The organism is Herpetosiphonaceae bacterium (genome assembly GCA_036374795.1).
Classification (GTDB): Bacteria; Chloroflexota; Chloroflexia; order Chloroflexales; family Kallotenuaceae; genus LB3-1.
Genome location: DASUTC010000341.1, coordinates 1 through 21,728 on the forward strand (window position 1 = coordinate 1; position 21,728 = coordinate 21,728).

Annotated in this window: 18 protein-coding genes; 5 read left to right on the forward strand and 13 right to left on the reverse strand. The window is 63.3% G+C overall.

What is annotated here, in order from left to right; translation table 11 throughout:
- Nucleotides 1-40 precede the first annotated feature (40 nt).
- Complete coding sequence (locus VFZ66_26190) at nt 41-2,062, forward strand: hypothetical protein (protein ID HEX6292701.1); 2,022 nt, start codon at nt 41-43, stop codon at nt 2,060-2,062.
- A 100-nt stretch (nt 2,063-2,162) separates the two neighbouring features.
- On the opposite strand, the gene VFZ66_26195 is transcribed toward VFZ66_26190, so the two are convergent.
- The 3 genes from VFZ66_26195 to VFZ66_26205 form a co-directional block, all read right to left on the reverse strand.
- On the reverse strand, nt 2,163-3,476 hold the full coding sequence (locus tag VFZ66_26195; protein ID HEX6292702.1) for a hypothetical protein: 1,314 nt from the start codon (nt 3,474-3,476) through the stop codon (nt 2,163-2,165).
- Nucleotides 3,477-3,587: 111 nt separating this feature from the next.
- Nucleotides 3,588-5,276: a S8 family peptidase gene (locus VFZ66_26200; protein ID HEX6292703.1), complete on the reverse strand. Its 1,689-nt coding sequence runs from the start codon at nt 5,274-5,276 to the stop codon at nt 3,588-3,590.
- A gap of 59 nt (nt 5,277-5,335) precedes the next feature.
- Nucleotides 5,336-5,623, reverse strand: a complete 288-nt coding sequence (locus VFZ66_26205) for a CPCC family cysteine-rich protein (GenBank protein ID HEX6292704.1) — start codon at nt 5,621-5,623, stop codon at nt 5,336-5,338.
- Between the two features lie 623 nt (nt 5,624-6,246).
- Here VFZ66_26205 and VFZ66_26210 point away from each other — a divergent pair.
- The gene (locus VFZ66_26210) at nt 6,247-7,002 is read left to right on the forward strand and encodes a response regulator transcription factor (protein ID HEX6292705.1); all 756 of its coding nucleotides are present in this window, start codon (nt 6,247-6,249) and stop codon (nt 7,000-7,002) included.
- 212 nt (nt 7,003-7,214) lie between these two features.
- Here VFZ66_26210 and VFZ66_26215 read toward each other — a convergent pair whose 3' ends face one another.
- Nucleotides 7,215-7,808, reverse strand: coding sequence for a polymer-forming cytoskeletal protein (locus tag VFZ66_26215; protein HEX6292706.1), 594 nt, complete (start codon nt 7,806-7,808; stop codon nt 7,215-7,217).
- 215 nt (nt 7,809-8,023) lie between these two features.
- On the opposite strand from VFZ66_26215, the gene bcp reads away from it, so the two are divergent.
- Both bcp and VFZ66_26225 read left to right on the forward strand, forming a co-directional pair.
- Nucleotides 8,024-8,485 carry a thioredoxin-dependent thiol peroxidase gene (gene bcp, locus VFZ66_26220; protein HEX6292707.1) on the forward strand — a complete coding sequence of 154 codons (462 nt, stop codon included), beginning with the start codon at nt 8,024-8,026 and terminating at the stop codon, nt 8,483-8,485.
- A gap of 453 nt (nt 8,486-8,938) precedes the next feature.
- Nucleotides 8,939-10,552 (forward strand): M4 family metallopeptidase, encoded by a 1,614-nt coding sequence (locus VFZ66_26225; protein ID HEX6292708.1) that lies wholly within the window; start codon nt 8,939-8,941, stop codon nt 10,550-10,552.
- A gap of 238 nt (nt 10,553-10,790) precedes the next feature.
- On the opposite strand, the gene pruA is transcribed toward VFZ66_26225, so the two are convergent.
- From pruA to VFZ66_26265, 8 genes are all read right to left on the reverse strand, one after another.
- Complete coding sequence (pruA, locus tag VFZ66_26230) at nt 10,791-12,344, reverse strand: L-glutamate gamma-semialdehyde dehydrogenase (protein ID HEX6292709.1); 1,554 nt, start codon at nt 12,342-12,344, stop codon at nt 10,791-10,793.
- 75 nt (nt 12,345-12,419) lie between these two features.
- Nucleotides 12,420-13,433: a bifunctional oligoribonuclease/PAP phosphatase NrnA gene (locus tag VFZ66_26235; GenBank protein HEX6292710.1), complete on the reverse strand. Its 1,014-nt coding sequence runs from the start codon at nt 13,431-13,433 to the stop codon at nt 12,420-12,422.
- Between the two features lie 170 nt (nt 13,434-13,603).
- Entirely contained in the window at nt 13,604-13,987 is a 384-nt protein-coding gene (rbfA, locus tag VFZ66_26240; protein ID HEX6292711.1) for a 30S ribosome-binding factor RbfA, read from the reverse strand.
- Between the two features lie 88 nt (nt 13,988-14,075).
- The gene (gene infB, locus VFZ66_26245; GenBank protein ID HEX6292712.1) at nt 14,076-16,379 is read right to left on the reverse strand and encodes a translation initiation factor IF-2; all 2,304 of its coding nucleotides are present in this window, start codon (nt 16,377-16,379) and stop codon (nt 14,076-14,078) included.
- 93 nt (nt 16,380-16,472) lie between these two features.
- The gene (locus VFZ66_26250; protein ID HEX6292713.1) at nt 16,473-16,856 is read right to left on the reverse strand and encodes a YlxR family protein; all 384 of its coding nucleotides are present in this window, start codon (nt 16,854-16,856) and stop codon (nt 16,473-16,475) included.
- Between the two features lie 42 nt (nt 16,857-16,898).
- The gene (gene nusA / locus VFZ66_26255) at nt 16,899-18,203 is read right to left on the reverse strand and encodes a transcription termination factor NusA (protein HEX6292714.1); all 1,305 of its coding nucleotides are present in this window, start codon (nt 18,201-18,203) and stop codon (nt 16,899-16,901) included.
- Between the two features lie 115 nt (nt 18,204-18,318).
- Nucleotides 18,319-18,513, reverse strand: coding sequence for a hypothetical protein (locus tag VFZ66_26260; GenBank protein ID HEX6292715.1), 195 nt, complete (start codon nt 18,511-18,513; stop codon nt 18,319-18,321).
- 57 nt (nt 18,514-18,570) lie between these two features.
- Nucleotides 18,571-19,269, reverse strand: a complete 699-nt coding sequence (locus VFZ66_26265; protein ID HEX6292716.1) for a tetratricopeptide repeat protein — start codon at nt 19,267-19,269, stop codon at nt 18,571-18,573.
- A gap of 250 nt (nt 19,270-19,519) precedes the next feature.
- Here VFZ66_26265 and VFZ66_26270 point away from each other — a divergent pair, with 250 nt between their 5' ends.
- Nucleotides 19,520-21,058, forward strand: coding sequence for a phytoene desaturase (locus VFZ66_26270; GenBank protein HEX6292717.1), 1,539 nt, complete (start codon nt 19,520-19,522; stop codon nt 21,056-21,058).
- 61 nt (nt 21,059-21,119) lie between these two features.
- Here VFZ66_26270 and VFZ66_26275 read toward each other — a convergent pair whose 3' ends face one another.
- Nucleotides 21,120-21,674: a Uma2 family endonuclease gene (locus VFZ66_26275; protein ID HEX6292718.1), complete on the reverse strand. Its 555-nt coding sequence runs from the start codon at nt 21,672-21,674 to the stop codon at nt 21,120-21,122.
- Between the last annotated feature and the right edge of the window lie 54 nt (nt 21,675-21,728).

Below are 21,728 nucleotides of genomic sequence, written 5' to 3' on the forward strand. Positions count from 1 at the left end.
TACACGCCAGATCTCACCGCTCACCGATCGATAGGAATGGATGATGCTCACGCACGCCGTTGTCCACGCTGCGCTGGCGCGCTTGGCCTCTGCCGCGCTCCGCGCCGCTAGCCTGCTCTACAGTCCCGACAGCCCGGCGGCGTTCCTGGCAGCCCTGGCGCTGCTGGCCGCGATGGGCGGGCTTGGCATCGCGCTGCTGCGGCGCTTCACGCGGGTGCTCGATCCGCTTGAGCAGGCGGCCTACGGCTTCACGCTGGGTATTGTGGTCGCGTCGCTGGCGCTGCTGGTGCTGGCCTGTCTGCTTGGCCTGAGCACGATTCTGGTGGTGGCGGTGGGCACGGCCTGCGCGATCGGTGCTGCCGTGCTGCTGTGGCCCGACTGGCGCTTGCTGGCCGGGCGGCGGGCGCGGCTGCTGCGCGATCAGGCGACGAGCGGGATTGTCGCCGCGCCGCGTGGAAGCTGGCCTGTGGTAGGCATCGTGCCCCTGCTGGTGATCGGCGGGCTTGTGCTGCGCTGGGCGCTCTTTTGGGCCGGCGCGCTGAACTACACGCCCGACGGCCTGTGGGTCGGGCATGTCAACATCTGGGGCGACTGGCCGCAGCACCTGGGCGATGTCGCATCGTTCGCCTACAGCGCCAACTTCCCGCCGCTGCATCCGCGCCTGGCCGGTCAGCACTACGATTACCACTACCTCGCGGCGCTGACGGCTGCCGCCTGGGTCAAGCTTGGCCTGGATCCCGCGACGGCGCTGACGCTGCACAGCTTTATCTTCTCGGTCATCGTCACGCTCTGCCTGTACGTCTTTGCCCGTCGTCTGACCAACGATCGCGGCGTGGCGGCGCTGGCGCTGCTGCTCTTTCTGCTGGGCGGCGGCCTGGGGTGGGTTCTGACGATCGCCGAGATGAATAGCTCGCATACCCTGCTGGGCACGCTGCTGCAACAGCCGTGGAACGCCAGCCGCCAGGGAGCGGCGAACTTCCGCTGGGAGAACATGTACTTCGCGTTCATCATGCCCCAGCGCGGCTACCTCTACGGCCTGCCGCTTGGCCTGCTCTGTCTGACGCTCTTGTTTGTAGGGTCTGAGATCAACAAGGCGCGGCTGTTTCTGCTGGCGGGGATCGTCGCGGGGCTGCTGCCGCTGGCGCATCTCAGCACGCTGCTGTCGCTGGCGCTGATCATGCCGTTCCTGCTTCTGCTCTTTCCCTCGCGCTGGTGGCTGCTCTTCTTCGGCGTCTGGGTGGCGCTGGCGCTGCCGCAGCTCTACTTCCAGCAGGGCGGCGAGCGCGGCGCGACGGCGGCGCTGCGGCTACAGATCGGCTGGATCGCCGCGCCCGACTCGTGGCTCTGGTTCTGGCTGAAGAACCTCGGCGCGTTCGTGCCGCTGCTGCTCCTGGCGCTGGCGCAGCCCGATCTGCTGCCCGCCCGGTCGCGGCGCTGGCTGTGGGGCTGGATGCCGCTGTTCGTGATCGCCAATCTTGTCGTCTTTCAGCCGTGGGACTGGGATAATCACAAGGTGCTGGTCTACTGGTTTCTGGCGGTCTGCATTTTCGTGGCGGCGCTGCTGGCGCAGACCTGGCGGCAGCACGGCTCGGCGCTGGTGCGCGGGCTGCTGGCCTTCGTCGTCCTGACGATGACGCTGTCGGCCCTGCTGATCAACCTTCACCAACTGCTGGGCAAGGATCGCTACTCGCTGGCGACAAACGAAGAGATCGATCTGGCGCGGATGATCCGCGCGCACACGCCGGAGCGAGCGGTCTTTCTGGTCGGCTTGCAGAACAATCATCCCGTGCCGATGCTGACTGGCCGCAGCGTGGTGATGAGCTATCCCGGCTGGCTGTGGACGCACGGCATCGACGTGGCCGACCGCGAGCGCGATGTGCGGCAGATCTATGCGTTCGCAGAGAGCACGCCTGCGCTGCTGGAGCAGTACGGCGTGGACTACGTGGTGATCGGGCCGGGCGAGCTGAATCACCTGGCGGCGAACCTCGCGGCGTTTCAGCAGCGCTATCCCACGGTGATCAGCTCACCGAGCTATGCGGTGTTCGATGTGCGAGGACGGTAAGATGAAGTTTCAAGTTCCAAGTTTCAAGTTCCAAGTTTCCGGCTCTCAGTTCTTGGTTCTTGGTTCTTGGTTCTTAGTTCTCGGCTCTTCGCTCTCCCCCTCACGTGCTTGCGATTCCTGCCAGGAGCGCGTAGGCCACCTGCTTGCTGCTGATGTCGGAGTGGCTCTTGATCCACTGGTCGGCGCTCAGGTTATAGACCTTGCCCGGCTGGAAGGCGTACGCGCCGCCGACATCAAGCAAGGTGCCGTCGATCGCTTCGGGCGTCTTCTGCGCGCCGTTGCGGCCCAGGCCGCCGAAGGGATCGTTTTTGTCGCCGATCTGTGCGGCGCTCTGGCCCATCAGCCGCGACGCGATGGCGTAGCCGATGCCGACTGATGTGTCGTTGGGCGTGTGGCTGATCAGCACGGGACCCTTGACGCGCTGTTGCGCGACGACGTTGCGGAAAAGCCCGTCGTGCGTGCCGTCGAAGCGCTGGGCAAAGCCGTTGTGCGAGAACGCGGCCTGGAGCAGCGTCAGGCTATGCACCGAAAGCGCGGGTTGATCCTTTGGTCCGTCGATCGCCGCCGTGATCAGACGCGCGCCGAAGCTGTGTCCGGCCAGGTGCAGCTTGAGATCGGGGCGGCGCTCGCGCAGCTTGCGCAGCAGGGGATAGAGCCCGTCACGCCCGATCTCGCCCGCCCGATCTTTCATCTGGTAGTAGGTGACAAAGTTCAGCAGATTGAGCGCGGCAGCCTTCACGCCCGTAAACATCTGCCCGAAGTCGGTCAGCCCGGCGGCGCTGCCGGTGCTGCCCAGCGCCGCGCCGGGTCGCGCGCGTCGGGTGAGCCGTCCGGGCTTGCCCAGGCGCTCCATCATCGTTTGGCCCGATAGCTTGAAGAACTGTTCGGGCACCTCGCCCTCCTGCGCGGGCGAGTCGGGCAGCAGCCGTCGCAGCAGATTGGCGAACTCACCGCGCGCCTTGGGCGATCGGTCGAGACGCGGCACCAGCGCGCTGGCCTGCTCCAGAATCACGTCGGCCTCCGCCGTGCCGAACGCGCCGCGCAGGTTCTCCAGTTGCCGCTCGATCAGCGCATCGTCGATCTCACCCGTGGCGCTGGCCGCGCCGCCGGGGATTAGCTCTTTATCGGCGAACTTTTTGGAGGGCCAGATCACGCCCAGGATCGCGAACGATCGTCCCGCGAGGCCGGGCAGCGTCGCGGTGCCGATCTGCTGCCGGAGCTGCGCGAGCATCGTCTGGAAGAAGCGCCGCGCGTCGCTGATGTCGTTGTTCCAGCCGTGCACGAGCACCAGCAGGTCGGTGACACCGGGCTGTCCGACGAAGTCGACGACCTGCCGCGCTGCGTCGGGATTGACGATCGTGCCCTGCCTGTCAAACTGGATCTCGAAGAAGGGAAATCCGGCGATCTGTTGCATACGGTCCTCCACCTGCCTGGCGCAACATACAGCGGCCTTTCTGAGCATCTCCGACCCAACTCCAGGGAATGAGGATGTTTGGCGGACTCCCCAAACCCCGGCCTGACGGCGCTAGACGGATTGTATCGCTCGCATCAGATCGATCAGGCCGTGGCCCTGAAAGTAGCGGTCACGTCTGAGGTCGGTCGCCGTCGAGAGAAAGATCTGCTTGATCCGCTCCGGCTGACCGATGAACTCCTGCCGCACCGAGAGAAACGCCGCGATCACGCCCGACACATGCGGCGCGGCCATGCTGGTGCCGCTGTCCTCGCGGTAATCGCACGGCCTGCCGATCTCCTCCTCGATCTCGGCGCGGGGCTTGCCCGTGGCGCAGGAGAGGATTTTCTCGCCGGGCGCGACCACGTCGGGCTTGAGCCGACCGTCGCCGGTCGGGCCTTTCGACGAGAAGTACGAGATGCCGTAGACATGCGGCGCGTAGCGGTGCGTCGAGCCGACGGAGATCGCTAGCTCGGCGTTGCCGGGATCGTTGATCGTCAGATCCAGCCCCGCGTTGACCGGGCCGCGCGGCTCGGACTGTGCCCAGCCGTAGCCGCTGTTGCCAGCCGCGACGACCACGACCACCCCTGAGCGCACCAGCCGGTCGACCTCCACGCAGAGCGGGCTTTGACCGCAGGCGAACCATTCGGGATCGAACGAGTAGCCGACGCTCATGTTAACGCCGTGGATTCGTAGCCGCTGTCCGTAGCCGTTGATCTCCTGAATGTAGGAGAGCGCCGCGATCAGGCTGCTGGCATCGCCGTCGCCGCGCTCGTCCAGCACCTTGAGGCTCAGCAGCTTACACCTGGGAGCCATCCCCGACATCGCGCTCAGCTCGTCGATCGGCCTGAAACGGACTTCGCCGTCCTCGTCGCGCTGGCGCATCACGGCCTGGATCGGCCCATCCTCATCGGCTCTCAGCTCCCCGGCGATGATGCCAGCGACATGCGTGCCGTGGCCGAAGGCGTCTTCGCAAGGCCTGCCGTCCTCAAGCGTGCTGACCGTGAAATCACGATGTTGCAGCGGCGGGTCGGCCTCCAGGTTTTTGTGCCGCTGAAAGTGCGGATGCGTCGCGTCGATGCCGGAGTCCAGCACAGCCCACACGATGTCCTCGCCCATAGCCGAGAACGAGACGCGGGCGGCGTCGGCCTTGACGGTGCTGACCGATTTGTTGATCAGCGCTTTGACCTTAAAGTCGGGCCAGATGCGGTAGATCGCGCGGTGGGGCTGCGCCCGGTCGAGCTGCACGAGCCGCTTGATCGTCGCCGCCGTGAATCTGCCGAAGAGATACTGCTGGCTGTACTCGCTTTTGGGCTCGTCGATACCCTGGCCCGGCGTGCTGGCGCGATCCTCGGCGAGCGCCTGCTGCACCAGATCGAGCGCCTGCCTGCGCGCCTCAAGGCGCGTGCCCGGAAAGTCGAGGTTCAGATCGATGATCACCGCGTAGACTTCCGGCTCCGTGGCTCTGGTCTTGCGGCGGCGTTGCGGCTCGGCCTCAAAGAGCTTCAGCAGCGGGATCGCAATCACCGTGCGGTCCAGCACCTTGGGCTGGAACTCCTTCTGGCTCTCGTCGCGGCGGGCACGCTGGCGCTGCCGTCTTGGAGCCGTCGCCGCTTCCGCTCGCTCGGCGGCGGCGGGATGCTCCTCCGGCTGGGCTGGCGGTATGGGTATTCGATCCTCCGTCGGTGGCGCAGCGCTCTGCTCCGGCGCTGGGCTGCCGGTCTGCCGGGGTTTGCGTCGTCGCGAGTTCTTACCGTTCGCCATGCGCGCTGCTCCTCGTGCCGTTGTCGTGCTGCTATTCTCGCATCTCAGCGCGCACACTGTCAACGTACGTCTTGCAACTCGATCTGCTGCTCGATCGGCTGCCAGCCCGACGATCGCTGCTCGTGCGGCTCAGGCGCTCGCACCGACGGGCGGTAGCGCGGATCGCACGCGCCGATCGCGAGGAAGCTGCTCTGAGCGCGACGAATCGCGACCGCATAGACGTGCGGCTGGTGCTCATGAACGGGAAGATCTTCCCAGACACAGACGGGACAGACGAGGTCTGTACCGGGCGATGGCACGCGAAAGGTTCGGTAGCCGCAGTATGGGCAGGCATCGCTCGTTTTCATCCTCGCGACGCCTCCAACACCTCCTTCGACCCGCGACCCCGGCAGCCCGATTGCGCTCGCGTGTCGCTCGGGCCTGTACCGGGATACAAATCTGAGACGGCCTTATTGACATCGTACTTTGATACTGTATAATCGGTAGTACCTGAGTGAGGGGATGTATAGCTTGCCCCGCGTACATTCCGCCAATCCTAGACGTTGGTAATCGACGAAGCTTCGGTATCTCAAAGCTGCGGTGATCGGCACTGTCCAGGCTGATGGTGTCTGTATCGGAATACCACCGTTCGTTCAACCTCCTCCACATGTATCGCCGCCATTGAGATCAAACGCGCTGCGGAGCCAGGGGACAACATCCATTGTTGTCTCTCCCACCACGATGCTTGCGTCCCATCGCGCCGTGGCACCGGCTGTCGCTTGAACACATGCTGCCCCAGAGCCGAAGGCGATCAGCTCCATCATATCAAAGGCTATGCTTCGATGTCGCGCTGTATCGGCAGCATCGAGCAGCATGGCTGCTCGATCCAGCTTCGGTGTCGTCGCGTGTGGCGTCGTAAATGAAGCGCGATCAAGATGTTAGCGGCCCGCGATGGATTGCTCAGAGCAGCTCTAGGGGAGGAAGTTTACCTATGGCTATCGCAGCGAAACCGGCTCCACGGGCCAGGCAAGGTACGATCCTTGTCGTGGAAGACGAATTAAGATCGCAGCACTTGCTACGCAGCAGCCTTGAGGCCCTGGGCTACCAGGTGGTTACGCTGGACCAGGCCGCTGGTGTGATCGATGCTGTCGAGGCGCACACGCCCGATCTGATCGTCCTCGGCATCAACGTGCCGGACCACCGCGGCTTCGAGGTCTGTCAGCGCATCCGGGCGCAATCATCGGTGCCCGTGATCATCGTCAGCGCCTTCGGCCAGCCAGCCGATAAGGCGCGGGGGCTGGAGCTTGGCGCGGATGATTATATCGCCAAGCCCTACGATACGATTGAGCTTTCTGCGCGGATTAAGGCGGTGTTGCGCCGCGTCCAGGGCCGCCCTATGTCCCAGTCGGCGCTGTTCAGCAGCGGCCCGCTGACCATCGACTATGACCAGCGGCTTGTCACCTTGAACGGCCAGGAGGTGCAGTTGTCGCGCACCGAGTATCGTCTGCTAGAGCAGCTGGCCTTGAACGCAGGACGGACGCTGGTTGCCGATGCGCTGCTGTCTAAGGTCTGGGGGCCGGAGTATATCGGCGATTATGCCTCGCTCCATCTGTATGTCAGCCGTCTGCGCCGCAAGCTGGGCGAGGATGGGCACGCCTCGCGGCTGATCGTCACCAGGCCCGGTATCGGCTATATGATGCCGAATGATTATGCCAGCAGCGCTGCGCTCAAAGAGCGAACCCGCTGATCGGCTCCGCTCCACGTGCTCCCCGGAGGCTCCACGTTGTATGCCGATACGCTCGACCAGACCTGGCGCGCGTGAGTCGGCGCGTCGCAACCGCTCATGGGCAGATCTAGCCGCCCTGGTAGTCTGCTGAGGCGGTCGCAGCGATCCGCGCAATTAAACGCAATCGCAGCAGGAATCCAGGTGCTTGAGGAGTCCTGCTGCGATCCGCGCGCTTAAGTAGTGGAATCCGAGGCGCCCACCTCGCGAGGGGCCGTGGTATCGGATGAGAGGTCGACGTAGCGCGTGCGGCGCGGGCGATTGTCTTCGGTTTCGGTGCGCGCCGGTGCTGCCCCTGCAATGTCGGCTGGCTTCTGCATATGCAGCTCGCCGTCGAAGTAGCCGCCCTCGTGGAGCAGCAGCTTTTGCGTGTCGAGGTGGCCCGTGACGCGCCCGGTCGAGCGAATCTCGACCCGCTGGCGGCAGGTTAGCTTTCCGCTGTACTCCCCCGCGATCACGACTTCTTCGGCGGTGATGTCGGCTTCGACGTGCGCGTTCTCCTCGATATGCACATACTGTGACGACTCGATCCCGCCTCGGACGGTTCCCAGTACCCGAACACCGCGCGTCGTGCGAAGCTGACCCTCAAAGGTATCTTCGCGCGCAACCAGGCTTTCCTCTGGATTGCTGATCGTCGTCGACTGTGGTGTTGGTATCTGGGAAACTGCCGGTTGCGGCGCGGGGATCGACTGCGCAGAGGGCGCGGCGGTGCGTTGCACATCGTCCGTAGTGGTACGATCAGGCGTGCTCGCATCACGGCGAGAAAACATAGTAACCTCCTTAATCTAACCGCGGGCTGCGAACGTGGCAGCGTGCCCAAGGATAGCACTACTACGATTGATGTGTCAATCATGAGTAAAGAGGGATTAAGCTGATATGTTCCTGATAAAATCGCCTATTCAACCCAGAATGTGGCGCGGGCCTCGGCTGGTAGCCGGAGTTGCCGTACAATAATCTTTGAATACTAGCCGTGAAGGAGGCTTCCATGCTCAATGTTGGCGATCCCGCGCCCGATTTTACGCTCAAGAGCGATGCAGGCGAGGATGTCACCCTTAGCTCGTTTCGGGGCCGGCCCGTGATTCTCTACTGGTACCCTAAGGATGATACGCCCGGCTGCACCGTCGAGGCGTGCTCGTTCCGCGATGCCTACGGCGAGTTTCAGCGGGCGGGCGCGGCGGTGCTCGGCGTCAGCGCCGACGATACCAGGAGCCATCAGAAGTTCAAGACCAAGTACAGCCTGCCGTTTACGCTGCTCTCCGACTCCGATCATCAGGTGGCCGAGCAGTATGGTGTTTGGGGCTTGAAAAAATTTATGGGTCGTGAGTTTGAGGGCGTGAGCCGCGTCACCTACCTGATCGACGCCGACGGCACGATCAAGCAGATCTGGCCCAAGGTCAAGCCCGAAGGCCACGCCGACGAGATTCTCGCCGCGCTGCGCGCCGAGTAAGGCCGCGACAATCTTTCTCCCGTCGGCTTCGACGAGCGGAGCTACTCATCTCAACGAGTAGCTCTAGCTGCTTAAACTTCCTCTTGACAAATGTTAACAATCTGTTAAACTTTCGCTTACAAGGGCTTCCAGTCATGTGCTGACATCCTGATCGCTGGAGGTAATGGCAGCCCGCGCGAGCATACTCATCGCTCAAGACTTCCTGCTCGACTCTAGCATCATTCTGATCGCGGTACGTCTATCGTATCGCACAGCGCGTCATGCCGGTACCTATCCGTGCTCGGTATCGCTTGGCTCCTGCCTACGATCCAGAATGCCTTCTATCCCCACACGTCTGCCATCCAGACGTTGCCTGCCGTTGGAGCGGCGTGCCCTCGTGCGCCGTGGAACATCAACTCACATGGAGCATTCCGCCACCGCGCGGTTCTCCCTCCCTCCTCAAGGAGTTGGACAATGCGACGAAATTATTGGAGTCGGTTTCTCACGCTGGCCGGCGGTCTTGCCCTCGTTTGCAGCTTGCAGCCCTTCGGCGCGAAGGCAGAGTCCAAAGGCGATCTGATTCGCGCCTATCATGAAAATCAGGGCCAGGCTCGTCCCGCCTGGGTGACAGAGGCGCTCGAACGCAGCAAAGCGTACCTCCGACAGCAGGGCAACGCGCACGGCCTACGCGACGCCGACACTGAGCTGGCGCTGCGCAGCGCAATTCAGGACGATCTCAACCAGACGCATGTGCGCCTGGATCAGACCCATAACGGCGTGCCGGTCTTCGGCGGGCAGCTCGTGGCGCAGCTCGATAGCAGCGGCGTGATGAGCGTCGGCGGGCGGCTCTATGAGCGCGCGCGCATCGACACCAGGGCCGCGCTGAATCCGAGCCAGGCGATCAAGGCCGCCGTGGACGCGCTCGGCTACCAGGGCGAGTTCGCTCACAGGCCCGAGGCCAAGCTGGTGGTGCTGCCCAACCAGGACGGCACGGCAGGCGCGACGCTCACCTACTCGGTGCGGCTGGAGGTCGAAGACGGCACCGATCGGACAGGCCACTATCAGTACTTCATCGACGCCAACACAGGCAGCGTAGTCTGGTCCTATAACGACATCGACTATGTGACCGCGACCGGCTCCGGCAGGAGTCTCTACAGCGGCACCGTGTCGATCAACACCGACTACACCAACAGCACCTACTACCTGCGCGATCTGACTCGTGGATCGATGCTGACCTACACCATGCGCAACGGCACATCGTCGGGCTACTACCTGACCGACGCCGATAACGTCTGGGGCAACTTCGCCAACAGCGACGAGGATACCGCTGGCGTGGATGCGCACTTTGGCGCGGCCAAGACCTGGGATTACTTCTACAACGTTCATGGTCGGCGCGGCATCAACGGCAACGGCTACACCATGAATAGCCGCGTCCACTACGGCAGCAACTACAACAACGCCTTCTGGAACGGCTCGCTGATGACCTACGGCGACGGCGACGGCGTCAGGTTCATCCCGCTGGTTTCGATCGACGTGGTCGGCCACGAGATCACCCACGGCCTGACCGACTTCACGGCTGACCTGATCTACTCCAACGAGTCGGGCGCGGCCAATGAGTCGTTCTCCGACATCTTCGGCACCGCGATCGAGTACTACGTCGGCAGCGTCGGCGGTCGCAGCCCCGACTACCTGATCGGCGAGGACGTGTACACGCCTGGCACGTCGGGCGACGCGCTGCGCAACATGGAGAATCCGGCAGCCGAGGGCGATCCCGACCACTACTCCAAGCGCTACACCGGAACCGGCGACAACGGCGGTGTGCATATCAACAGCGGCATTCAGAACCAGGCGTTCTACCTGCTGGCGCAGGGCGGCACCAACCGCACGTCGGGCATCGCCGTTACCGGCATCGGTCGGGCGGCGGCGGAGAAGATCTTCTACCGCGCGCTGACCGTCAAGCTCTTCCCCAGCGCCACCTTCCGCGATGTGCGCGCTAAGACGCTGGAGTCTGCTGCTGAGCTGTACGGCGCGAGCAGCACCCAGTACAACGCCACCGCGCGGGCCTGGACGGCGGTCGGCGTCAACTAATCTACTCCAAGTCGCATCCTCTCACGTGCCGCCTCGTTTCGGGGCGGCGCTTTGTTGTGCATGACAGCGCGAGCAAGTGCGGGCTGAGTTTGTGGGATCAGGCAGAGATGGCGTGGGGTGAAGGACGGTGAATGAGGCCCTCACCCCCGTCCCCTCTCCCATCGCCGCGAAGGCGGAGGCCCGCCTGAGCGTGGGAAAGGGGTGCTGAGCCGAGCGAGGCGGGGTGAGGGCCAGCCGGTTAGAACCGCTCGGTGATCGATTTGGCCTGCGTGAAGAGCAGCAGGTAATCGGGACCACCGGCCTTGGAGTCGGTGCCGCTCATGTTGAAGCCGCCGAAGGGCTGCACGCCGACCAGCGCGCCCGTGATCTTGCGGTTGAGATACAGGTTGCCGACGTGGAACGTCTGCTTTGCCCGCTCGATCCGCTCCCGCGAGCGCGAGATCAGCCCGCCCGTCAGGCCGTACTCGGTGCCGTTGAAGATCTCCTCGGCATGATCGAAGTCGCGCGCCTTGATGAAGGCCAGCACCGGCCCGAAGATCTCTTCGCAGGCCAGCCGCCCGGTCTGCGGCACGTCGGCCACGATCGTCGGCGGGATGAAGTAGCCCTCCGAGCCGTCGCCGGTTTCGCCGCCCAGCACGATCCGCCCTTCGTGCTTAGCGATCTCGATGTACTCTTTGATCTTGGTGAAGGCGTTCTTGTCGATCACCGCGCCCATGTAGGTGCCCTGCTCAACGGGATCACCGACGGTCAGCTTCCGCGCTCGCTCGATCACCTTCTGGAGCACCTCGTCATAGACGCTCTCGACGACGATCGCCCGCGAGGCCGCCGAGCACTTCTGGCCCTGGAAGCCGAACGCCGAGAGGGTGATCGCCTCGGCGGCCAGATCCAGATCGGCTGTCTCGTCCACGACCACCGCATCTTTGCCGCCCATCTCCATAATCGTGCGCTTGAGCCAGTTCTGGCCCGGCTGCCGCACCGATGCGCGCTCGACGATCCGTAGCCCGACTTCCTTCGAGCCGGTGAATGCGATAAAGCGCGTCTTGGGATGATCGACCAGCGCATCGCCCATGCTGCCGCCCGGACCCGGCACGAAGTTGAGCACGCCCGGCGGCAGCCCGCACTCTTCGTTCATGATCTTGACGAACTGCGCGGCGATCGTCGGCGAGGCCGAGGCCGGTTTCAGCACCACGGCGTTGCCCGCTACGATCGCGGCGCTGGTCATGCCGACCATGATCGCCAGCGCGAAGTTCCACGGCGGGATCACCACGCCGACGCCCAGCGGGATATAGCGCAGCTCGTTGCTCTCGCCTGGGAAATCGACCACCTCTTGCGGCCCGCCGAGCCTGAGCATCTGGCGTCCGTAGTAATCGCAGAAGTCGATCGCCTCGGCCACGTCCGCATCGGCCTCGGCCCAGCTCTTCGACACCTCGTAGGTCAGCCAGGCGCAGAGCTCGAACTTGCGGCGGCGCATGACGGCGGCGGCCTTGAACAGGTAGCCCGCGCGCTCGGCAGGCGGCACGAAGCGCCAGCTCTCGAACGCCCGCGCCGCCGCCTCGACCGCCTGATCGGCATGATCGACCGTCGCTTTGGCGAAGCGTCCGATCACTTCCTGGGGCCGACCGGGGTTGATCGAGGTCGAGGTATCGTCGGTGGAGATCGCCTCGCCGCCGATGATCAGCGGATAGGTCTGCCCAAGCTGCTCTTTGACCCGGCTGAGCGCTGCCTGCATCGCCTGCACATTGACCGACGCGCTAAAGTCGGTGAACGGCTCGTTCCTGAATGGGGTGAGCATACTACCTCCTCGTAGTGTGCGTTATATCAAACATACGTGTGTAAGATCGATGATGCCTGATTATAACATGGGCGCTTAGCTCGCTTTGTCGCGCGCGCCGCCGATCGCCGCGTGGAGCGCCGCCAGAACCCGCCGCTCGGCGTCCTCCAACGGGCCGTCGAGTGTCGCGCCCGCCGCCTGGCGGTGGCCGCCGCCGCCAAACTGCTGCGCCACCGCCGACACGTCGACGCCCGGCACCGAGCGCAGCGAAATTTTGATCAGGCCGTCGCGCCGCTCTTTGAAGAGCACGGTCGCTTTCATGCCGCCGAGATTCGAGATGTAATCGGTCACTTCGTCGGTCGCGTCGTCGTTCGCGCCGGTCTGATGCTGCATCGCCTGCGAGACATACGTCCAGGCGATCGGCCCCTCGCGCTTCAGCGCCGCCAGCGACAGACTCAGCAGCTTGGCCGTCTCGAAGGGAATGTTGGAGTAGACATCGCGCATAATCACCGCGCGGTTGGCCTGTAGCTCGATCAGGTCGGCGGCGGCGCGTAGGGCCGAGGGCGTGGTATTGGAGGTTTTGAAGCTCTGCGTGTCGGTGGTGATGCCCATCAGCAGCGCCGTCGCAATATCGGGCGTGATCCGCGCGTCCCATGCGCGCAGCAGCTCGTAGATCAGCTCGCAGTTGGAGGAGCGCGTCGGATCGACCAGATTGATGCTGCCCTCGCCCGTGTTGGTCGCATGATGATCGATGATGATCAGCGGTCGGGCGTTGACATACGCGGCCTGCTCCTGATAGACCCGCGCGATGCGCTGGACATCGCCGGTGTCTACCAGCGCGATCAGATCGACCGTCGGCGGCAAGATCGGCGTTTCGCTGTACACCTGTATCCGCTCAACGTTTTTCAGCCGCCGCGCGTAGTTCGGCAGCGGCGTGGGTGCAAGCATCGTCACCTGATAGCCGATCTGCTCCCAGTACAGCCCCAGCCCCAGCAGCGACCCGACCGCGTCGCCGTCGGGGTTGACGTGGGTGATCAGTAGAATATGGTGTTTATCGCGCAGGCACTCTGCAATGGCCGGTGCGGCCATCTCAGCATTTGTATACAGCATAGGCTCTCTCTGTCCCAAGTTCCAGGTTTCGAGATTCAAGTTTCGAGATCGTCGAACGTTGAACGTTGAACCTTGAACTTTTGTGCTTTCGCCAGACCCACGATTAACGCGCCGAACACAAAAAAAGCAAAAGTTTGAAACTTCTGCTTTTCTCTGGAATTGCATCGCGGCTATTCGGATTCGTCTTCGTCCAGCTTGGGCGGATTGACCTTGCGCTCCTCGTCGATCTGGTGCAGCAGTTCGCCAATCCGCAGCGCGTGGTCGAGCGACGTATCCAGGTGCAGCCGCAGCTCCGGCGTCTGCCGCAGCTTCAGCTCATCGCCGACGCGCCGCCGCAGGAAGCCCCTGGCCCGCTCCAGCGCTTGCATCGTCGCCTTGCGCTCGGCGTCGTCGCCCATCACCGAAAGGCGCACGTTCGCCCGCAGCAGATCGGGCGTCATAGTGACGCCGGTCACGGTGACAAAGCCCACGCGCGGATCTTTGAGTTCGGTCTGGATCACTTCGCCCAGAATACGCTGGATCTCATCGCCAACTTGTTCAGTTCGTTTTGACATAGGCTCCAACAATGAGAACAAAGAACAACGGAACAGAGAACAAAGGCTATGGCTCGTTTGCTCTTTGTTCTCTGTTCTCTGCTCTACGCTACGCCGTTCGCTCGACCTTTTCCTTGCGATAGAACTCCATCGTGTCGCCGGTCTGCACGTCGTGGAAGCCGTCGATGATCGCGCCGCACTCGTAGCCGCTCTGGACATCGCGCACGTCGTCCTTGAAGCGCTTGAGCGACGAGAGCCGACCGTCGTGGATCACCACGCCGTTGCGCAGCAGGCGCACCAGATCGTTGCGGTTGATCTTGCCGTCGGTGACGTACAGCCCCGCCACGCTCTCGCGGCTCGGCAGCCGGAAGGTGTTGCGCACCTCGGCGAAGCCATTGATCACTTCCCGCTCTTCGGGCGCGAGCATACCGACGAGCGCCTGCTCCAGGTTCTCCAGCAGCTGGTAGATGATGTTGTAGAACCGGATCTCAATGCCGTTCTGATCCGCCAGCCGCCGCGCCGCCGGGTCGGGCCGCACGTTGAAGCCGATGATCAGCGCGTTCGAGGCCGTCGCCAGGTTCACGTCCGACTCCGAGATCGCGCCCGTGCCGGTGTGGATCACCCGAAGCTGCACCTCGGTGTGCTTGGCGTTGATCTGCTTCAGCGAGTGCTCGATCGCACCGATCGAGCCGCTCACGTCGGCCTTCAGCAGGATGTTCAGGTCTTTGACCTGACCGGCCTGGATTCGGGAGTACAGATCGTCGAGGCTGACCGCCTTGGCCTGGCTGCCCATCTGCTCGGCTTGCCGCTGGCGCTGCCGCTGCGCCCCCACCTCACGCGCAATCGCCAGGTCCGGCACCACCTGCAAGACATCGCCCGCCTGCGGCACGTCGGTCAGGCCCAGGATCTCGACCGGCGTCGAAGGCTCGGCGTGACGCAGCCGCTTGCCCGAGTCGTTGAACATCGCGCGGATCTTGCCGTAGGTCGCGCCGACCAGCACGATGTCGTCGGGGCGGAGCGTGCCGTTCTGCACCAGCACCGTCGCCACCGGGCCGCGATTCTTGTCAAGCTCGGCCTCGATGATCGTGCCCGCTCCGGGCTTCTCAGGATTGGCCTTGAACTCCTCGATGTCCGCGACCAGCAGGATGATCTCCAGCAGGCCGTCGATGTTCTTCTTCATCTTGGCCGAAACCTCGACGCTGGGCACCTCGCCGCCCCACTGCTCGACCAGCACGTCGGCGCTGGCTAGCTCCTGGCGCACCCGGTCGGGATTCGCGCCCGCCGAGTCGATCTTGTTGATCGCGACGATCATCGGCACTTTCGCCGCTTTGACGTGGGCGATTGCCTCAAGCGTCTGCGGCATCACGCCGTCGTCGGCGGCTACCACCAGCACGACAATGTCCGTGACCTGCGCGCCGCGCGCGCGCATCGCGGTGAACGCCTCGTGTCCGGGCGTGTCGAGGAACGAGATCTTGCGACCGTGGACCTCGACCTGATACGCGCCGATATGCTGGGTAATGCCGCCAGCCTCGCCTTCGGCCACCCGCGTCGAGCGGATCGCGTCGAGCAGCTTGGTCTTGCCGTGGTCTACATGCCCCATGATCGTCACGACCGGCGGACGCGGGCGGAGATCGGCGGGCTCTTCAGCGGCCAGCACCTCCTCGATCGACTCGAAGATGCCAGCCTGTTTCTCCGGCACCAGCTCGGTCGTCTCGATGCTGAACTCTGCGGCCATCAGCGCGGCGGTTTCGTAGTCGATCTGCTGGTTGATGTTCGCCATGATGCCGTTTTTGAGCAGCTCTTTCATGATGTCCGACGCGCCGACGCCGAGCGCCTCGCTCAGCTCGCGGATCGTCATCGTCGGCGGCAGCTCAACCGGGCCGCGTGGACGAACCGGGCCGCGAGCAACCGGTGCAACGGCTGGTCCGCTGCGGCCCTGTGGCCCGCGCCCACCACCCTGGTTGCCGTAGCGCCCACCGCCCTGGGGCCGACCGCCGCCACCCTGAGGCCGACCGCCGCCCTGCTGCGGGCCGCGACCGCCGCCGCCACCGCCCTGGGGCCGACCGCCGCCGCCGCCACCCTGGGGCCGACCGCCGCCCTGCTGCGGGCCGCGACCGCCGCCACCACCGCCCTGGGGCCGCCCACCGCCACCGCCACCACCGCCCTGGGGCCGACCGCCGCCGCCCTGATACGGACGACCGCCGCCACCGCCCTGTGGTCGCTGACCTGAGCTGCTTTGGCGCTGACCTGAGCCACCTTGTTGCTGTCCGCCGCCTCCATGCGGGCGTTGCTGAGATGGTCGCTGACCAGAGCCCTGTGGACGTTGTCCACCTTGTTTGTTTGGCCCCTGCTCACTGCGAGCAGTGGACTCGTCTCCTACAGCAGCATCTGGTCGTTTCAGCGGAATACTCATGCCGCGCTCCTTTCGTCAAGAACAAAGGGGATGGCGTTGTGTGCGCCTCCCCTTAAGCTCAATTATATATGTACAAATTCTAATGCACGTCGCTTACATAGCGGGCACCGGTACAGGATCAACTTTATCTGTATCGCTCCCATAGGGCAGCGTCAACGCATGATCAAGTAACATCTGGCGATCGTTCGTTTCAAGACTCTCGATCTTTAATGCCCGTTCAACGGCCCTGCGCTTCAGCGCCGCCTCCCAGCAGCTACGCTCCGCGCAGAGGTATGCGCCACGTCCGGCCTGTTTGCCGGTTGGATCGAGCGCAACGCGGCCTTCGGGTAGGCGCACCAGCCGAGTCAGGCCGCGCTTCGCATCAACTTTACGACACGCGATGCATGTGCGCATCGGGACATGCCGCTGCCGTGGGCTTTTTTGCTGCTTTGCCATAGAACAAAGAGCGTGTTCCGAGAACGACGCATAACCAGACATAATCTATTATACCAGTAAGCTAGCTCGTCGTTCCGAATGCTACTATTCTTCTTCTTCCTCGACAATATAGCTGGCGATCAGCTTGTCATTGTAATAGATATTGATTTTATCCTGAATCGCCCGCACGTCGACGGTCTGCCCGATCAGCTCGGCAGGCAATGGCCCCAGATCGGTGTTTTGGAAGCGGACCATGCTGTTGGCGCCGACTTTGCGGTGCTCGACCTTCGCCAGCGCCATCGCCGACTCGACGGCCAGCGCCTCGGCCTGCGCAGCCTCGCGCGCCTCGGCCATCTCGCGCTCTTCTTCCAGCAGCTCGGAGGCGCTCTTAATGTCGATCCGCCAGCCCGTCAGCTTCGCGGCCAGGCGTACGTTCTGGCCTTCTTTGCCGATCGCCAGCGATTGCTGCTTGTCGGGCACGATCACCACCGCCGACTTCTCTTCTTCGTTGAGCTGCACTTCGATCGCGGCGGCGGGCGATAGCGCGTTTGAGATAAACGTCCGAATATCGGGCGACCACTGCACCACGTCGATCTTTTCGTTGTTCAGCTCGTTGACGATATTCTGGATACGGATGCCGCGCATGCCGACGCACGAGCCTACGGGATCGACGCCTTCCTGCCGTGCCGCGACAGCAACTTTCGTGCGCACGCCCGGCTCGCGCGCGATCGATTTGATCTCGACCGCCCCGTTGTAGATTTCGGGAACTTCCATCTCGAACAGCCGCTTGATCAGATCGCGGTGCGAGCGCGATACGATCAGCCGTGGCCCGCGCTCCTCGCGCCGGATCTCCTGAAGATAGACCTTGATCCGCTGCCCCGGATAGTAGCGGTCGGCGGGGCTTTGCTCTTTCGGCGGCAGCACCGCCTCGGCCTTGCCCATCTCCAGAATGACGTTGCCTTTGGCATGGCGCTGCACCTGCGCGGTGACGATCTCGCCCTCGCGCTCCATGAACTCGCCATACACGTGGTCGCGCTCGACTTCTTTGATGCGCTGGAGCACGACCTGCTTGGCGGTCTGCGCCGCAATCCGTCCGAAGTCGTTTGGCGTCGATTCGACCATCACCATCTCGCCGACTTCTGCGTCGGGGCGGATGCGGCGGGCGTCTTCGAGCGCGACCTCGAACCGATCGTCATCCACATCTTCTACAACTTGCTTTTCCGCAAATACGCGCGCTTCGCCAGTGACGGGATCGATCTTCACCGACACTTCCATCGGCGGCGGGTTGTTTCCGAGATAGCGTCGGTACGCGGTGACAAGCGCCTGTTCAACTACCTCTTGCACCGACTCGCGCGGAATACCGCGCTCGGCTGCGATCTGCGAAATTGCGGCGTAGAAATCGCTTTTCATGGTTCCCTTCTCTACGCTTTAGACCGTCAACAACGCGAAAAGTGGGGGACACCCACTTTTCACAAACGGCGTATAACGTGCCGTAAGTATACCACTCAGGAGGCCCACGTGCAACTTACGGCGACGACGATGGCGATGGATAGCCGGGGCTCGGATAGGCGCTCTCCGGTATCGGTGTGGATGTCGGCACGCTCGGCGCGCTGGCCTCCGGCGGTGTTGTCGTAGCGGGTCCCGGCGTCGGGCCGGAGGTACAGGCCGCAAGGCCAACCAGGATCAATGTGCTTGCCAGGATTAATCGTAGTTTGGTCATGTGTTAACTCCCTGATCCACGTTGTGTGGTTGGTTCAGGGCGCATATCCTAGTACAACTAGCGTAGTCGTGCAACTGCCGTGCCGACGCCGATCAGTAAAAACAAGCCGATCGCAAGCGGGCTCGGCAGGAAGCCCAGGAATACGGGCACGAGCCTGAAGGCCAGCACGCCCCCCAGGATCATCGCCAGTGCCACGGTGATCTGCATCGGGCGTCCGCGCTTGTTGCGCGTGGCCCAGTCCACGCTGCGCACGATCATCTCTGCCGCCGCAGGGCCGATCATGAAGATGATGATGAACATGAAGAAGCCGCCGCCGATCAGGCCGATCAGCGAGGCCGCGACCAGCGAGACGAGCAGCCCGACGATGCCGCCCTTGAGCAGGCTGACGGGCGAGATCTGGTAGTTGGGCGCGCGCCGTCCCTTGCGGCATTCAGGGCACAGCTGGCCCACGGCGGCGGGCGTCGTGCAGCGGACGCAGATCGGGCGTCCGCACGATGTGCAGTGCAGCGCTGTCTCTACGTCGGGGTGACGGTAGCAATACTCGACCTGCTCCTCGCCGCGCGGCCTTGGGTCGCGGCCCAGGCGGCGCTGTGCGTCGCGCAGCCCGTCGAGCGCCTCCTGGTTGCCGGGATCGAGCGCGACGGCGCGCTCAAAGGTGGTGCGCGCCGCCTCGTAGTCGCCGACGCGAACGGCAGCGCGTCCCGCTCGAATCAGGCCACGCACTTCTTCGGTTGAATTAAGACTTGTATCTGACATGGTGCCTCAATTACAGGAGCTACGCAATCGGGCCGCTCGATGATCGCTGTGAGCCTGCGGCAGCACGGTACGATTCTGCCGCAGACTGGTTCGGGCTACCGCGTAACTGCTGTGAATTATAGAAGATGATCGCCACGCCGCGCTAGTCCTGAATAGGCCACCCCAATACCGGTTTGTTTCGGCAAATGCTGCTATAACTATATACAGAGCCTTTGCAGTGTTAGCCGACCGCGTGGTCGTGGGAGCAGATATGCGCATTATCGTTATTGGCAGCGGCTTCGGCGGCCTCGCGGCTGCCGTCCGGCTGCAACGGCGTGGTCACGATGTGCTGGTGCTTGAGAAGCGGGACAGGCCCGGCGGTCGCGCCTATGTCTATCGGCAGAACGGCTTTACATTCGACGGCGGCCCGACGGTGATCACCGCGCCGTGGCTGATCGATGAACTCTTCCAGGAGGCCGGTCGTCGCACTGAAGATTACGTACGGATGGTGCCGATCGATCCCTTTTACCGGATCTTTTTTCACGACGGCACGCACTTCGACTACACGGGCGATACGCAGCGGATGATCGAGCAGATCCGGCGCTTCAATCCCGACGATGTGCCGGGCTACCAGGAGTTTGTGCGCCGCACCGAGACGATCTTCGACGTGGGCTTTACCCGCCTCGGCGATCAGCCGTTCCTCAAGCCCTGGGATATGATCAAGATCATTCCCGATATGATCAAGCTGGAGTCGTATCGCACGGTGTACGGCTTTGTCGGTCAGTTCGTCAAGGATGAGCGCGTGCGGCAGGTGCTCTCGTTCCACCCGCTGCTGGTCGGCGGCAATCCGTTTCAGACCACCTCGATCTACACGCTGATCCATTTTCTGGAGCGCAAATGGGGCGTTCACTTCGCGCTGGGCGGCACTGGCGCGATCATTGATGGGCTGGTGCGGCTGTTCGCGGAGTTGGGCGGCGAGCTACGGCTCGACACCGAGGTGCAGCAGATCGTCGTCGAGAACGGCAAGGCGACCGGCGTGCAGCTACCGGACGGTACGATCGAAAAGGCCGATGTGGTGGTCTGCAACGGTGAGGTCGCGTTCGCCTACAACAAGCTCCTGCCGGTCAGGGCACGGCCTACGTGGAGCGATCACCGGCTGGCGCGCACGCGCTACTCGATGTCGCTGGTGGTGATCTACTTCGGCACCGATCGGCAGTATCGCGGCACGGACGGCCCTGAGTTGAAGCACCACGATATTATTCTCGGCAAGCGCTACAAGCCGCTGCTGGACGATATTTTCACCAAGAAAGTGCTCGCCGAGGATTTTTCGCTCTATCTGCACATGCCGACGCTCACCGATCCGTCGCTGGCACCGCCCGGCTGCGATGCGTTCTATGTGCTGTCGCCGGTGCCGCATCTTGGGTCGGGCACGGACTGGCGCGCGGCGGCAAAGCCCTACCGCGATAAGATCATGCGCTTCCTTGAGGAGCGCTACCTGCCCGGCCTGAGCAGGCATCTCGTCGCCGAGCATATGATCACGCCGCAGCACTTCCACGATACGCTCAACTCGTACCTGGGCAGCGCCTTCTCGGTCGAGCCGATCCTGCGGCAATCGGCCTACTTCCGCCCGCACAACCAGAGCGAGGATATTCCCAATCTGTACTTCGTCGGCGCGGGCACGCATCCGGGTGCGGGGCTGCCGGGCGTGCTCTCGACGGCGCGCATCGCCGAGAAGCTGATCTGCGGCGACTACGCCCCGCCGAACGAGCCGGTCGCGCAGGCGGTGGCGTCGGGTGCGGCTGCGAGGTGATGCCAAAACGAACGCAGCCACGATCGCGCGGTCGTGGCTGCGTGCTGGTACCAACTGCTACTCATCCAACAATATCATTCACCACGATCGCAAGCCCGTCGACCGCTGTCGCAACGGCTGTTTCGCCAGATCGGAGGTGTTGGATAACGCGGTAGCCTGCATCAGTCGGCTGCGTGTACACCCGGATCGTGCCCTCGTGGAGATCGACGAGCCAGACCTCTGGAATGCCAGCCTGTGCGTAGCGTGGCAGCTTCACATCGCGATCATACTCAAGCGATGTATCCGCAACTTCGATCAGCAGCAGAACATCGGATGGTGTTGGTAATGCCTGCGCATAAAAATCTGGCTGCATGCGTAAAAGGGCAAGATCGGGCTGTGGCTCGGAATAATCCGTTAGTTGGATCGGATTCTGGACGCTCACGATCACGAGCTGCCCGACCTGACGACTGACCTGCGCCGTGAGCCGATTTACGCACGCGATGTGTCGGCTGCCAATCGGACTCATCTTCCAGATCTCTCCATCAAGAAGCTCAACACGGTCGTCCTCGTGCAATATGCCGGTTTCCGCCATGCGTTGATATTCGGTGACGGTAAACTGCCGTCGTGCGAATGCCATCCTGTCTCACCTGCCTTTACAAGGCTCATTTGGAACAACAGATGTTCCCATCAT